Genomic DNA, 14,574 nt, shown 5'->3' with positions numbered 1-14,574 from the left:
CGCGGTTTCGGGCGAGGGGCCGGGAGCGCTGCAGCTCCGGGCGGAAGAAGGGCCGGTCAGCCCGGGAGCTGACCGGCGAAGAGCTTGCTCGGTTCCGGCACGCCGCGCCGGTGCCAGACCACCTCGCGCAGGCGCTTGAGGTAGGTGGTGCTCCACCAGGTGATGTCCTGTTCGAGCAGCCGGCCCATGAGGGCCGCGTGACGCGTGCGGCGCTCGGCCAGCGGCATGCGCAGGGCCCGGTGGATGGCCTGGGCCACCTCGCCGCGGTCATGCGGGTTCACCAGCAGCGCCTCGCCCATCTGCTCGGCAGCACCCGCGAAGCGCGACAGCACCAGCACGCCGGGGTTCTCCGGGTCCTGGGCCGCGACATATTCCTTCGCCACCAGGTTCATCCCGTCGGCGAGCGGCGTGACCAGCCCCACCCGCGCGCGGCGGTAGAGCGAGCCGAGCTGCTCGCGCGGCAGGGCGCGGTGGATGTAGCGCAGCGGCGTCCAGTCTATGTCGGCATGCGCGCCGTTGATGCAGCCCGCGAGCCGCTCCAGCTCGGAGCGGATCTCGCTGTAGGCGCGCAGGCCCGAGCGGGTGGGCGGCGCGATCTGCAGGAACGACACCCGGCCGGAGAGCTCGGGATGCGTCTCCAGCAGGCGCTCGTAGGCGAGGAAGCGCTGCGGCAGGCCCTTGGAATAGTCCAGCCGGTCGACCCCGATGATGAGGTGCTGGCGCTCGGGGTCCTCCACGTGGCGCGGCGGCAGGGTGCGCGAGGCCTCCAGCGCGAAGCCCTCGGTGTCGATGCCGATGGGAAAGCTCGCCACCGTGGTGCGCTTGCCGAAGGCCGATACCGTGCCGTCGATCAGCAGCTCCGCGCCGGCGCAGGTGCGGCAGGTGCCGAGGAAGGCGTTCACGTCGCGCCGGGTCTGCAGCCCGATGAGGTCGTAGTCGAAGAGCGCGCGCAGCAGCTCCACGTGGTCGGGGACCACCTGGATGTCATGCGCGTCCGGAAAGGGGATGTGCAGGAACAGCCCGATGGCATTGCGCACCCCCAGACGGCGCAGCTCGGAGGCCAGCGGCAGGAAGTGGTAGTCCTGCACCCACAGCAGGTCCCCCGGCCGCAACAGGCCGGCTATCATCTGCGCGAGGCGCGCGTTCAGCGCGTGATACGAAATATCGTATTCCTCGTGATAGTCCATCAGGTCGGCGCGGCCGTGGAAGACCGGCCAGAGCACCGAGTTGGAATACCCGAGGTAGTAATTCTCGTGCTCCTGCCGGGTGAGGGCGAAGCCGAGCTTCACGAAAAGCGATTCCTCGAACTCGTGCAGGCGCTGCTCCGGTTCGTCGGCGATCTCGTCACTGGTGCCGATCCAGACGCCCCCGGTTGCGGAAAGGCAGTCGGACAGCGCCACGGCAAGACCCCCGGCCGAACTGCGCGCGCTCGGAAGGCGGTTCGATACGACGATGATGCGGGACATCAGCAGCGCCCTCCCCGGGCGGTGCCGTGCGGCGGGCGTTGAACGGGGCCGCGGGTCTCCCGGGCAGGAGCAGCGGCGGCAGGCGGGTTTCGGTCGGCGGGCTGCATCGGACTCTCCCCATGTCGATTGATGACAGACGCGCGGAGACTGAATTCTTCTTCCCGTCTTCCGACCGCCAATACCCGCGGGCGAAAGCCGGTTTTCTCCGATGCAGTGTTAACCTTTCAGTGAGGAAAAAGTTCCCGCGCAGCGCGCTGAATCGGCGAGATACCACCCGGAGCGCGACCATGGCCCGGCCGGGCCGGGCGGGATTTCGCGAGCGTTCTGCGGGGCATGCGTGCACCGGCGCGGCGCGGGGCCCGGCAGGCGCGCCGCGATCGGGCGCCCGCCGGGGGAGTGCAGTGTCAGAGCTTGCCGAGGGCGATGAAATGCGTCTCGCCGGAGCTGTCGTCCACGCCGTCGTTGTCGGTCACGGCGAAGGCATTGCCGGCGGCATCGACCGTGAAGCCCTCGATCTTGTCGACGACATAGCCCTTGGGCGCCTTCAGCTCGGGCAGGAAGTCATGCACCTTGGTCTTGTCCACCACCGGCAGTTCGCCGCCGAGCGGTGCGGGCTGCAGCGCGGAGACCGGCACGGCGTAGAGCTTCTTGATGCGCGCGGCGGCGCCGATCTGGTTGTCGCGCTCCAGGATCAGCACCCGATCGCCGTCGAGGCTGATCTCGGAGAGCCCCACCCAGCCGGCCTCGGCCGCGTCGAGCGGATAGTGCACCGCGCCCCACTCCCCGCTCGCGAGGTCGTGGGAGACGAATTTCACCATGCCCTTCGGGTCGTCCCCCCACTCGCGCTGGATGGCGAGCCAGAGCCGGTCGCCGATGCGGGTGATGCCCTCGATGCCGAAGCGCTTCTCGCCGGCGAGCAGGGTATCGGGGAGGGCGATCTCCTCCGCGATCGCGCCGTCGGCGCCCACATGCAGGATGGCATGGGGCACCTGCTTCTCGCTGTTGCCCTCGTTGCCCACCCAGAAGCTGCCGTCGGCATCGGCGAAGATGCCTTCCATGTCGAGATGCTCCGCGGGCCGGCCGTCGCGGGTCACCCGCAGCGCCGAGGTGATGCGCGCGGGGCGCGCCGTCGCGTCGATGGTGAAGATCGTGGGCTGCATGGCGTAGAAACTGTCGTTCACCGCATGGAGGCGGCCCGCCTCCTCCGGGTCGGCCGAGAGGCCGGAGAGCGCGCCCCAGCCGATCAGCTCCTCCGCGCCGGCGGAGGTGATGGAGGGATAGGCCGCCGGGGCGTCCTCCAGCCGGTAGATCATCACGTGCGAGCGCGCGCCGCCGTCCTCCACGAGGTCGGCTTCGTTCGCGCTCACCAGCAGCCCGCGCGCGGGGATGGCCACCAGCCCCTCCGGCGCGATGCCCGAGGGCAGGAGCTGGCGCAGCACCGGGGCCTCGCCGCCCATGTCGTAGACACCGATCACCGAGCCGCGCTCGGAGCCGATGAAGGCATAGGGCGTGCCGTCGAAGGTGGCGGTCTCCAGCGCCTCGGGCTCCACGCCCTTCTTGTCGGAGCGCTTCTCGGGGTAATGGCCGATCTGCACCACGGCCTTCTCGAAGCCGGCGCCGTTCTCGTAGAGCACCTCGCCCGCGGGGGAGAACACGGTCCAGCCGCGCGAGCCGCCCTTCCAGTCGCCCTCGTTGGCGGTCACCAGCCGGTCGTCGCCCAGCCACTGGATGGAATCGGGCTCGCGCGCCACGCCGGAAAGCGTGTCGGTGAAGGAGAGCGCGCCGTCGCGCTTCGTGTCGATGCCCTCGAGGTCCACCGTGCCGGCGGAGAAATGCGACAGCACCTTGCCCGTGCGGTCGAGCACCACGACGTGGTTGTTCTCCTGCAGGGTCACGGCGATCTCGCCGCGGGCGTTCACGTCGACGAATTCCGGCTCGGGGTCTTCCGGCGCCACCTCGGCGAGACCGGTCACATCGGCCTTCACCATGTTCGCGCAGTCCACCACGCCGTCGGTCACCGGCAGGATCACCACGTAGCCCGCGGGCATCTGCGGCAGGCCGCCGTCGCCCAGGTCCTCGTCGCGCTCGTTCTCCACCGCGACGGCGATGAAGCTCGCGTCGGGCGCCGCGGCGACACTGTCGGGCTGGCCGCCGATGTCGCAGCTCGCCCGCTCCTCGCCGCTGGTCAGGTCGAGGGTCACCAGCCTGCCCGAGGGGGCGGTGTAGCTCTCGGAGGTGTTCACGCCGACATAGGCCTGCTCCCCGATCACCACCACGGAGGTGGGCTCGCCGTTCATCGCGGTGACACCCAGCGGCTTCGGCGCCTCGGGGTCTGTGATGTCGATGCGGCCCACCACGCTGGCGGGGCTGTCGGTGTAGATCAGCATGTTGCCGGTCTCGTCGGCGTAGATGATCTCGGCCGAGGTCTCGGTCTTCGGGTCGGCGTCCCCGGGCAGGTTGTCGTTCACCGCGAAGGCGGCGATGCGGTTGAAGTTGCGGGCGCTCTCGGAAATCGCGTCCTGCGCGCCGGCGCGTGCGGCCGGAAGGGCCACCAGCGCGGCCAGCGCGCAGGTGCCGAACAATGCCTTTTTCATGGATCCATCTCCCCTCGGAATCACCGCCCGCACATCTGAACCGTTTTCGCGACGGTTCCGTGACGGCGGGCGGCGGGGAGACGGGGTATCAGGCCAGGGTGGCGTCGAGCGTGATCTCGGCGTTGGAGCCGAAGAGCTTGGACACCGGGCAGCCGGCCTTCGCCTTGGCGGCGAGCTCGGCGAACTGCTCGGCGGTGGTGCCGGGCACGCTGGCCTTGAGCTCGAGGTGAATCGCGGTGATGGCGAAGCCGCCGTCGACCTGGTCGAGGCTCACGGTCGCGGTGGTGTCCATCCGGTCGGCGGTGAGGCCCGCATCGCCCAGGATCAGCGACAGCGCCATGGTGAAGCAGCTCGCATGCGCGGCGCCGATGAGCTCCTCGGGGTTGGAGCCGGCCACGCCCTCGAAGCGGGTCTTGAAGCCGTAGGGATATTCCTTCAGCGCACCGCTCTGGGTGGAAATGGTGCCCTTGCCATCCTTCAGGCCGCCTTCCCAGGCGGCGGAACCGGTCTTCTTGATCGTCATGGCTAGCCTCGCTCTGCTTGTGTGAGTGAGACCCGGGCAGCCCCCGGGCCACGGCTTGACGTAGTACGGCCCGCGCAGCTTTCGAACCCCCGGCGGCAGGAAACATCCGAAACATGCAACGGCGCTTGACGGGCGGGCGGCCGGGATGCTCCCTGAGCCCCGGACCCGCCGCCGCCGCAGGGGAGACCCCGATGCGCTACTCGACAGGAACCATCCCCGCCACGCTCTGCGGCCCCGGCGCGATCGACCGGCTCGGCCCGGAGGCGGCGGCCCTCTCACCCGCCGGGTCGGTGCTGCTGGTGGCCGACCCCTGGCTGCAGGCGCAGGGGCGCCTTGCGCCGCTGGAGCAGGCCCTGGCCGGCGCCGGGCTCCGGGTCACCGCCTTCACCGGGCTCTCGGGGGAGCCGAAATCCACGCAGGTGGCGGCAGCGGCCGCGGCCGGGCGCGCGGCGGGGGCCGATCTCGTGGTGGGCATCGGCGGGGGCTCGGCGCTCGACACCGCCAAGCTCGCCACCGCCTGCATCCCCGGCGCGCCCGACCCGATGGCCTACGCGCTCGCCGCCGCCCCGATGCCGCCCGGCCTGCTGCCCTCGCTGCTGGTGCCCACCACCGCCGGCACCGGGGCCGAGAGCTGCGCCACCTGCATCTTCTCCGGCCCCGACGGGCGCAAGCTCTGGGCCTGGGACCCCGGGCTGAAGCCGCGGCTGGTGCTGCTCGATCCGGCCCTCACCGTGAGCCTGCCGCGCGATCTCACCGCCTTCTGCGCGCTCGACGCCTTCGTGCATGCCTTCGAGGCCGCCACCAATGCCCGTACCCACCCCGGCGCCGCCCTGCACGCGCACCACGCGCTGGGGCTGATCTGCGCCGCCCTGCCCCGGGTGGCGGAGGCGCCGGGCGACCTCGCGGCGCGCGAGGCGCTGCTGCTCGGCGCCTTCCACGCCGGGGTGGCGATCGACATGTGCGGCACGGCCATTGCCCATGCGCTGAGCCATGGCGCCGCCGCTCTCGCCCCGGTGCAGCACGGGCTGGCGACGGCCCTCGGCTTCGGCGTGAGCCTGGGCTGGCTCGCCGCCCGGCCCACACCGCAGGTCGAGGCCGCGGCCCGGGCCTGCGGCTGTGCCGGCGCCGCCGCCCTGCCCGGGTTCTGGGAGGCGCTGGTGGCCCGCTCGGGCGCCACGCTGGCCCTGCCCGCGGCCTTTCGCGGCGTGAGCGCCGAGGCCCTCACCCGCGCCGTGGAGGGGCCGGAATGCGCCCCGATGCTCACCGCCCATGCCGAAACGCCCGACCGCGAGACGCTGCTCGGCTTCGCCGCCGCCATGCTCGCCACCGCCGCCTGAGCTGACACGCCTGACCTGACCTGCCCACGCCTGACCTGTCCGAAGCTGCCGGAGCCTGCCCATGTCCCGTATCGCCGCCATCGAGATCAGCCATCACCGCCTGCCGCTCGATCCCGCCTTCAAGGCGAGCTGGGACGGCCGCCCCCGCCGGCATTTCGACGCCACCATCGTGCGCGTGCGCGACGATGAGGGCCGCGAGGGCATCGGCTCGGGCGACCTGATGCACGGGTTCGAGGGCCACGAGGAGCTGTTCCTCGGCCAGGACCCCCGCCACCTCGAGCGGCATTACGAGGTGCTGAGCCACATCCAGTTCCACGGCGGGCGCTGCTGGCCGCTCGACCTCGCGCTCTGGGACCTCGCGGGGAAGGTCACCGGCGAGCCGGTGTGGCGCATGCTCGGCGGGCGGGCGGAGCGGGTGCGGCTCTACGCCTCCTCCGGCGTGCTGCGCGACGCGGGCGCGATGGCCGCGCAGGCCGAGCGCTACCTCGCCGAGGGGTTCACCGCGATGAAGGTGCGCTTCACCTCCTCCGCCGGCGGCCGCGGCGGCTGGCGCGACGACCTCGCGGCGCTGGAGGCGATCCGCGCCCGCACGGGCGACAGGCTGGCCCTGATGGTCGACTGCAACCAGGGCTGGCGCATGCCCTGGGACACCTCGGCCCCCTGGACGATGAAGGATGCGCTGGAGGTGGCCCGCGCGCTGGAGCCGCTGGGAATATACTGGATGGAGGAGCCCCTGCACCGCGGCGACAGGCGCGGCATGGCCGAGCTGCGCGCCGCCTCGCCCCTGCGCATCGCCGGCGGCGAGATGACCCGCGAGCTGCACGAGTTCCGCGACCTGATCGGCGAGCGTTGCCTCGACGTGCTGCAGCCCGACGTGGCGCTGGTGGGTGGCATCACCGGGCTGCGGCGGGTGGCGATCATGGCGCGCGAGGCCGGGCTCACCTTCACCCCGCACAGCTGGACCAACGGCGCCGGCGTGCTCGCCAACGCCCATCTCGCCGCGGGGCTGGGCGAGGTGCCCTTCCTCGAATGGCCCTACGATCCGCCGGAATGGTCGCTCGCGCGGCGCGACTACCCGCTCGCGGCCCCGCTTCAGGCGTGGGACGGCTGGCTGCAGCTCTCCGATGCCCCCGGCCTCGGCCTCGTGCCCGACGAGGAGCGGCTGGCGGCGCTGCGGCTCTGAGCGGCGGCGCGGGGCAGTGCTTCCGGGCGGAGGCTGCGGAGGCTCCGGGGGGGCCCCGGCTCTGAACGGCTGTGCGGCCTACTCCCAGAGCTGCCAGGTGTCCCAGGGCTCCCAGGGGGCGGGCTGCGGCTCGACGTTCTCGGGCAGCACGTCGGTCGAATCCCAGGTGACGAGCAGCATCAGGATCCAGTCCGCCTTGTGGGAGAAGCCGTATTGCGGCCCGGTGGAGGACACCATCTTGCCGGTCTCGCGGTCCCAGGCGGTGGCGGCGATCTTGGCCACGCCCTCCACGGTGTCCTGCTTGAAGAGCGCGATCTCGGGGGTGGAGGCCACGTCGACGAAGGGGATCGGCAGGCTGATCTCCGGCAGGCCGAGCAGCGAGCTCTCGGTGTCGAGCGACAGCGCCCCGGTGCGGATCTCCACGATGGTCTGCGCCGTCTCGCGCGATTCGGCCAGGGCGGCGCCGTGGCGCAGCAGGCTGTCGCGGATGGTGGCGATGGCGTATTTCGCGTCGTAGCCCTCGAAGTAGCCGGCATCGACGAAGATCTTGCCCTCGACCTTGAGGGATTTCGCCAGCTTCTCCGCGGCCTTGTCGACCGCGGTCGAGATCAGCAGCTCTTCCGTCGCCGTGCGCGCCGGCGTGCTGATGGACTTGCTCGAACACCCGGCCGCCAGCAAGCCTGCGGCCGCCAGCCCGGTGAGCCTTGCGATACGTGACGCCAAAGGTTCCTCTCCGCCGTTGGTCTTCCCGGATCCCCGGCGCCACCGAAACACGCGGCACCGGATCTGCCTGTTCATTGCCCCTCACCACGGGGGTCTGCCCGGACCGGGCCGGCGGCGGGGGGTGAGACCTCCCCCGCGCTCCCCCGCCTTAGCATGTGCAGCATTGCACGTCCCTTCAAATTTTCCCGGGGGCGGCGGATTGCCGTTGCGTACCCCCTCCACGTCCCGCCCCTGCGCGCCCGAAGCGCGGGTTCCGGACGCGGCGCTGCCGCGAGAGCCGGCGCGGGGTGCGCGAGCCTCTGGTTTATTCGGCGAATTACCTTATAAAGAGGTGGTTCGCAGGGAATGGAGCATGACCAGCCGTACCGCCACAGCCGCGCTGCCGCCCTCACTCGGGCTGGTGGTTGATCACCAGGTCGGAGGCCTGGTCGTAGACGCCCGACAGCAGGTGCATGAGCGTGGTGGTCTCGGAGAGCTCGCCCGTCACCGGGGCCATGCGCGCGTAGAGCCGCAGCAGGGTGCGCCGGCGCTCGGCCAGATAGGCCTCCACGATCTCGCGGCCGCGCGGCGAGACACCGTAGGTCATGGTCTTGCGCGCCGCCCCGCGCTTCTCCAGCAGGCCGAGGCGCAGGAGCTTCTTCACCCCGTACTGCAGGTTGGTGTGGTCGTCGCGGTGCAGGATGCGGCCGATCTCCGAGAGGCCCTTCGCGGTGTCGTTCATGTGGACCACGTGCAGGATCGAGGCCTCGGTGCCGCCGAGCCCCAGGTCGCAGACCGCGGCGAAACAGTCGCGCCGCCAGCGCGCGAAGGCGGCGCCCAGGTGCCAGAGCGCGAATTCGAAATCGGCCAGGCCGCGCTCGGCCTCGGCGGGCATCTCGCCCGCGGGATGTTCAGGCGGCATGTCCCGCAGCCCTCCCTCTTCTCTCAGGCCCCCATCACCCCGTATCGACAGGACCCGGCATGACGGCGCAGCAAGACCCATCGACCCCCGAAAGTCAACGCGCCGGCAGCGTGCATGCGCTCTTCGCCGCCCGGGCCGCGGAATGGCCGGGCAACGACCTCCTCGTGCTGCCGGCGAAGGTGGCGGCGCTCTGGGGCGCGGCGAAAACCCGCTGGAGCTATGCCGAGGCGGCGGCCGAGGTGGCGCGCCTCTCGGCCCGCTATGCCGCCGCCGGCTACGGCGCCGGCCACCGGGTGGCGCTGCTGCTGGAGAACCGGCCGGAGCATTTCCTGCACTGGCTGGCGCTCAACGCGCTCGGCGCCGGCATCGTGCCGGTGAACCCCGACTACCGGGAGGACGAGCTCGACTACCTGCTCTCCCATTCCGAGAGCGTGCTCGCCGTGCGCCTGCCCGCCCGCGCCGGGCAGATCGACGGTGTGGCGGCAAGGCTGGGCGTGCCCGTGGCGGGGCCCGACGACACGCCGCCCGCCGCCCCACCAGCCCCGGGCGGGCCATCGGGCGAGGCGGCGGAATGCGCCCTCGTCTACACCTCCGGCACCACAGGGCGGCCCAAGGGCTGCATCCTGTCCAACCGCTTCTTCCTCGGCTGGGCGGAGTGGTATCCGGCGCAGGGCGGGGCGATCTCGCTCACCCCCGGGGCGGAGCGGCTGATGACCCCCCTGCCCACCTTCCACGTGAACGCCACCGGCCATTCCTTCATGGGCATGCTGGGCGCGGGCGGCGCGCAGATCATCATCGACCGCTTCCACCCGCGCGACTGGTGGGAGACCGCGATCGAGACCGGCGCCACCTGTTTCCACTACCTCGGGGTGATGCCCGCCATCCTGCTCGAGCTGCCCGAGGCGCCGCATGACCGGGGCCACGCGCTGCGCTTCGGCCTCGGCGGCGGGGTGCACCCGGGCCATCACGCGCGCTTCGAGGCGCGCTTCGGCGTGCCGCTGCTCGAGGGCTGGGCGATGACCGAGACCGGCGGTGCCGGCACCTTCTGCGCGGTCGAGGCCCCGCGCCACGTGGGCGCGCGCTGCATCGGCCGCCCGGACCGGCCGGGCCCGGCGATGGAGATCCGCATCCTCGACGATGCCGGCGCCGAGGTGCCCCCCGGCACGCCGGGCGAGCTGGTGCTGCGCGCCGCCGGCCCCGACCCGCGCCGCGGCTTCTTCTCGGGCTACCTGAAGAACGCCGAGGCCACCGAGGCCGCCTGGGAGGGCGGCTGGCTGCACACCGGCGACGTGATGCGCCAGGGGCCGGACGGCGCGGTGTTCTTCGTCGACCGTAAGAAGAACATCATCCGCCGCTCGGGCGAGAACATCGCCGCGGTGGAAGTGGAGCAGGTGCTGGCCTCCGTGCCCGGCGTGCGGCAGGTGGCGGCCATCGCCGCCCTCGATGCCCTGCGCGGCGAGGAGGTGATGGCCGTGGTGCTGGCGGAAGCGGGCGCCGACCGCCCCGCCCTCGCCCGCGCGCTCTACGAGGCCTGCGCCTCACAGCTCGCCTATTACAAGGTGCCCGGCTGGGTGGTGTTCGTCGAGGACATGCCCACCACCTCCACCCAGAAGGTGCGCAAGGCCGCCCTGCGCGACCTCGCGGAGGCGCCCGAGGCTGCCCCCGGCGCGTTCGATTTCCGCGCCGGGAAGCAGGCGCTCCGGACCCGCGGCGCATGAGCCGGGCCGCCTTCCGCGACGTGGTGCTCGCCTGCCCGGTGAGCGTGCCCTACGAGCGCTTCTCGGCCCGCGGGGCGCAGTATTTCATCGGCACCGCGCTGCGCGGGCTGCTCGCCGAAGGCGGGCTGGCGAAGCGCGAGGTCGACGGGCTCTGCGCCTCGAGCTTCTCGCTGTTCCCCGACAGCGGCATCGGCCTGCTGCGCGCGCTGGGGCTGGAGGCGACCTGGCTCGACACCATCCCCCTCGGGGGCGCGAGCGGCATCGTGGCCCTGCGCCGCGCCGCGAGAGCGGTGGAGAGCGGCGACGCCGATATCGTCGCCTGCATCGCGGGCGACACCTGCGCCCCCGGCGGCTTCCGCGAGGCGACGGCGCGGTTCTCCCAGGCCTCGCAGGACGCGGTCTACCCCGTGGGGGCCGGCGGGCCGAACGCCTCCTTCGCCATGATCACCGACCATTACATGCGCCGCTTCGGCGCGGTGGCGGAGGATTTCGGCCGGCTCTGCGTCGCACAGCGCGCCAATGCCGGGCCAAACCCCCGCGCCCTGCTGCGCAAGCCGATCACGCTGGAGGAGTACCTCGCCTCCCGCCCCATCTCGGCGCCGGTGCGGCTGCTCGACTGCGTGATGCCCTGCGCCGGAGCCGAGGCCTTCCTGGTGATGCGCCGGGAGGAAGCCGAGGCCCGGGGCCTGCCGCATTGCCACCTGCTCGCCGCCACCGAGCGCCACAACGCCTATGCCGATGACCCGGTGCAGGAGCGTGGCGGCTGGGCGGCGGACCGCGAGACGCTCTTCGCCGCCGCGGGCGTGACCCCCGCCGGCGTCGACCTGTTCCAGAGCTACGACGACTACCCGGTGATCTCCTTCCTGCAACTCGAGGACCTCGGCTTCTGCGCCAAGGGCGAGGCCGGGGCCTTCGTGGCCGCGCATGACCTTTCCACCACGGGGGATTTCCCGATGAACACCGGCGGCGGCCAGCATTCTACCGGGCAGGCCGGGGCGGCGGGGGGCTTCCTCGGCCTCACCGAAACCCTGCGCCAGCTCACCGGCGCGGCCGAGGGGCGCGCGGTGCCCGGCGCGCGCATCGGCCTCGTGAGCGGCTTCGGGATGATCGCCTATGACCGGGGCCTGAGCTGCGGTGCGGCCGTGCTGGCGGCGGCATGAGCGCGCCCGCCCTGCCCCCGCGACTGCGCTCCGCCCCCGCGCTCGGCCTCACCGCCCGGGCGGCGGAGGGGCGTTTCGCGCTTCAGCACTGCGCCGAGTGCGGCGCGGTGCAGTACCCCCCGCAGGAGATCTGCGCCGCCTGCCTCTCGGGAGATCTGCGCTGGAAGGATGTCGCCCCGAAGGGCCACCTGCTCGCCGGCACGCGGCTCAGCCACTCGCTGGAGCCGTTCTTCCAGGCCCGCGCCGGCCGGCCCGCGCCCTGGCGGCTGGGGCTGGTGCGCCACGAGAGCGGCGCGGTGCTCACCTGTTTCGTGCATGCCGCCTGCGCCGGGGCAGGCCCGGTGCGCCTCAGCCTCACCACCGACCGCGCCGGCATGGCCTGCCTGCTCGCCCTGCCGGAACACGCCGAGGAGGAAGACCCGATGCTTGCACAGATCAGCGCCGTCACCGGCCGGGGCCCCGCCCTCGTGACCGACGCCACGACGCCCGTGGGCGCCGCCTTCGCCCGCGCCCTGCTCGCGCGCGGGGCGGGGCCGGTCTGGCTCGGGCACGCCGGGCCGCTCGACCCCGCGCTGGCCGGGGCCGAGGGCGCGCGCCCGCTCGATATCTCCGCCCTCGCCGATGTGGCGGAGGTGACCGGGCCGCTTGCGCTGGTGGTGTCGGTTCCGGGGCCGGGCACCGGCACGCTGGAGGAGGAGATGGCCGCCACCTGCTTTGCGCCCGCGCGCCTCGCCGCGGCGCTGTCGCCCGTGCTGGCGGGAGCGGCCTGGCTCGCCGTGCTGGGCATCGAGGCCCGGGTGCCGGACCCAGCGCGGCCCGCCCCTTCCGCAGCCCTCGCGGCGGCGGAGGCCTGGCTCATCGGGCTGCGCGAGACGCTTTCGGCCAGCGGCGGCCGGGCCATCGGGGTGTACCCCGGCCCGCTCGCCCTGCCGGGAACGGAGGAGGAGGCGGGCCCGCGCCTCGCCCTCCCCGCCCTCGCCCGGGCCGCGCTGGCGGCGCTGGAGAGCGGGGTGCAGGAGCTGTTCCCCGACCCGGTCTCGCGCCACCTGCTGGCCCGCGCCGCCACCGAGGGGAAAGCGGTGGGGCGCGGGGCGTAGGCGCTCAGCCGCGGCGCGGCAGCTGGATGCCCGAGGGCTCGACGTAGACCGCGTAGAGGCTGGTGGTCGCGGTGATGAACAGCCGGTTGCGGCGCGGGCCGCCGAAGCACAGGTTCGCCACCACCTCCGGCACCCGGATCTTGCCGATCAGCGTGCCGTCGGGGGCGAAGCAATGCACCCCGTCCTCGGCCGAGGACCAGAGGTTGCCGAACTCGTCCACCCGCATGCCGTCGGGGATGCCGGCGTCGATGGTGGCGAAATCGCGCCCCGGGCCGAGGGCGCGGCCGTCCTGCACGTCGAAGACGCGGATCACGGGCGGCACCGTCGGGTCATGGCTGGCGCCCGATTCCGCCACGTAGAGCAGCGCCTCGTCGGGGGAGAAGGCGAGGCCGTTGGGCTGGGTGAAATCCGCCGCCACGGCCGCGATCTCGCCCGTATCGGGGTCGAGCCGGTAGACCCGCCGCGCCGGCTGCTCGGGCACGGCGCGGTAGCCCTCGTAGTTGGAGATGATGCCGTAGGTGGGGTCGGTGAACCAGATGCCGCCGTCGGAATGCACCACCACGTCGTTGGGCGAGTTCAGCCGCCTGCCCTCGAAACGCTCCGCCAGCGTGGTGATGCGCCCGCAGGGCTCGGTGCGGGTGAGCGAGCGCGTGCCGTGCTGGCAGCTCACCAGCCGCCCCTCGCGGTCGCGCGTGTGGCCGTTGGCAAAGCCGGAGGGGGCGCGGAACACGCTCGCCCCGCCCTCGCTCCAGCGCAGGATGCGCTCGTTGGGGATGTCGGAGAACAGCAGGCACTGCTGGTCGTCGAACCACACCGGGCCCTCGGTCCACCGACAGCCGGTGGCGAGGCGCTCCAGCCGCGCGTTGGGCTGGATGAGGGCGCGGAACCGCGGGTCGCGGATGTCGTAGATATCCTCGAGCAGGAGAGTCACCGGGACACCTTCCTTCCGCCTGCGGCCGCGACGATGGCGATGATGATGACCCCGGTGAGGATCATCCGCACGCCGGCGCCCGCGCCGTAGGAATTGAGCATTGAGACGATGAGGAACATGAAGAGCGAGGCGCCCCAGATCCCCGGCACGTTGGAATTGCCCCCCGCGATGGAGGAGCCGCCGATGACCACCACCGCGATGGACATCAGCAGGTATTCCGCACCCATGTTGAGCGCCGCCCCGCCCGAGAAGCTGGCGAGCAGGAAGCCCGCGAGCCCGGCGAGCACCGCGCAGCTCACGTAGGTGGCAAAGCGCACCGCGTCGACCGGCACCCCGGCGAGGCGGGCGGCGCGCATGTTCTGCCCGATGGCGAGCACCCGCCGCCCGGCGAGCGCGCGCTCCAGCACCACCCAGGCCAGCACCGCGACGAGCAGCGCCACCACCGCCACGTTGGGCACGCCGAGCGCGCGGCCGGTGGCGAAATCGGCCAGCGCCTGCGGCGGCTTCACCCGCAGCCCGCGGTTCGACCAGATGGCGGCGGACTGGATGAGGAAGGAGGCCGAGAGCGTGGCGATGATCGGCGGGATGGAGAGCAGGCGGATGAGCCCGTAGTTCACCACCCCCACCGCGAGGCCGGAGGCGAGCGCGATGGCGAGCCCCACCGGGATCATCGCCGGGTCCCCCGCCATCGCCTTGAGCGCCAGCGTGCCGGCGAGGGTCATGGTGGCGGGGATGGAGAGGTCGACATTGCCGGGCCCGAGCGTGATCACGAACATCTGCCCGATGCCCACCAGCACCGAGAAGGCGGCGAAGGTGAGCGCGGTCATGCCCAGCCCCCAGCCCCCGGCCTGGGTGACGGCGGCGGTGGCCACGAAGGCGGCACCGGCCGCGATGAAGGCCCAGAGCCAGGGCTTGCGCAGGATGCTCAGGAGAGAGGTCAC

12 protein-coding genes are annotated in these 14,574 nt (G+C 72.5%); 5 read left to right on the top strand and 7 right to left on the bottom strand.

The annotated features are described in order from the left end of the window. Nucleotides 1–56: 56 nt before the first annotated feature. The 3 genes from D3P35_RS12335 to D3P35_RS12325 form a co-directional block, all read right to left on the bottom strand. On the bottom strand, nucleotides 57–1,466 hold the full coding sequence (locus tag D3P35_RS12335; RefSeq protein ID WP_118135036.1) for a trehalose-6-phosphate synthase: 1,410 nt from the start codon (nucleotides 1,464–1,466) through the stop codon (nucleotides 57–59). Nucleotides 1,467–1,870: 404 nt separating this feature from the next. Further along, entirely contained in the window at nucleotides 1,871–4,060 is a 2,190-nt protein-coding gene (locus tag D3P35_RS12330) for an esterase-like activity of phytase family protein (protein WP_118135035.1), read from the bottom strand. Nucleotides 4,061–4,148: 88 nt separating this feature from the next. After that, nucleotides 4,149–4,583, bottom strand: coding sequence for an OsmC family protein (locus D3P35_RS12325; protein ID WP_118135034.1), 435 nt, complete (start codon nucleotides 4,581–4,583; stop codon nucleotides 4,149–4,151). 191 nt (nucleotides 4,584–4,774) lie between these two features. Here D3P35_RS12325 and D3P35_RS12320 point away from each other — a divergent pair, with 191 nt between their 5' ends. Then, the gene (locus D3P35_RS12320; protein WP_157982126.1) at nucleotides 4,775–5,920 is read left to right on the top strand and encodes an iron-containing alcohol dehydrogenase; all 1,146 of its coding nucleotides are present in this window, start codon (nucleotides 4,775–4,777) and stop codon (nucleotides 5,918–5,920) included. A 61-nt stretch (nucleotides 5,921–5,981) separates the two neighbouring features. Beyond that, nucleotides 5,982–7,103 carry a mandelate racemase/muconate lactonizing enzyme family protein gene (locus tag D3P35_RS12315; RefSeq protein WP_118135032.1) on the top strand — a complete coding sequence of 374 codons (1,122 nt, stop codon included), beginning with the start codon at nucleotides 5,982–5,984 and terminating at the stop codon, nucleotides 7,101–7,103. A 78-nt stretch (nucleotides 7,104–7,181) separates the two neighbouring features. On the opposite strand, the gene D3P35_RS12310 is transcribed toward D3P35_RS12315, so the two are convergent. Beyond that, entirely contained in the window at nucleotides 7,182–7,826 is a 645-nt protein-coding gene (locus D3P35_RS12310) for a DUF6655 family protein (RefSeq protein ID WP_157982125.1), read from the bottom strand. Between the two features lie 388 nt (nucleotides 7,827–8,214). After that, a complete protein-coding gene (locus tag D3P35_RS12305; RefSeq protein WP_157982124.1) occupies nucleotides 8,215–8,727 on the bottom strand; it encodes a winged helix DNA-binding protein in 513 nt (170 codons plus the stop codon). Nucleotides 8,728–8,786: 59 nt separating this feature from the next. Between D3P35_RS12305 and D3P35_RS12300 the strand changes: the two genes are divergently transcribed. From D3P35_RS12300 to D3P35_RS12290, 3 genes are read left to right on the top strand one after another with little or no spacing between them, the layout of a single operon-like run. Beyond that, nucleotides 8,787–10,445, top strand: a complete 1,659-nt coding sequence (locus D3P35_RS12300) for an AMP-binding protein (RefSeq protein ID WP_198670599.1) — start codon at nucleotides 8,787–8,789, stop codon at nucleotides 10,443–10,445. Then, nucleotides 10,442–11,605, top strand: coding sequence for a thiolase family protein (locus tag D3P35_RS12295; RefSeq protein ID WP_118135028.1), 1,164 nt, complete (start codon nucleotides 10,442–10,444; stop codon nucleotides 11,603–11,605). The genes D3P35_RS12300 and D3P35_RS12295 overlap by 4 nt, the downstream gene beginning before the upstream one ends. Continuing rightward, nucleotides 11,602–12,702: an SDR family NAD(P)-dependent oxidoreductase gene (locus tag D3P35_RS12290; protein ID WP_118135027.1), complete on the top strand. Its 1,101-nt coding sequence runs from the start codon at nucleotides 11,602–11,604 to the stop codon at nucleotides 12,700–12,702. The genes D3P35_RS12295 and D3P35_RS12290 overlap by 4 nt, the downstream gene beginning before the upstream one ends. A gap of 4 nt (nucleotides 12,703–12,706) precedes the next feature. On the opposite strand, the gene D3P35_RS12285 is transcribed toward D3P35_RS12290, so the two are convergent. Continuing rightward, nucleotides 12,707–13,624: an SMP-30/gluconolactonase/LRE family protein gene (locus tag D3P35_RS12285; protein ID WP_118135048.1), complete on the bottom strand. Its 918-nt coding sequence runs from the start codon at nucleotides 13,622–13,624 to the stop codon at nucleotides 12,707–12,709. A 5-nt stretch (nucleotides 13,625–13,629) separates the two neighbouring features. After that, nucleotides 13,630–14,574: an ABC transporter permease gene (locus D3P35_RS12280; protein WP_232830482.1), complete on the bottom strand. Its 945-nt coding sequence runs from the start codon at nucleotides 14,572–14,574 to the stop codon at nucleotides 13,630–13,632.

Source organism: Oceanicella sp. SM1341, assembly GCF_003448965.1.
Taxonomy (GTDB): Bacteria; Pseudomonadota; Alphaproteobacteria; order Rhodobacterales; family Rhodobacteraceae; genus Paroceanicella.
Note: the sequence above shows the minus strand (reverse complement) of the source record. Positions and strands in the feature narration are given on the sequence as shown.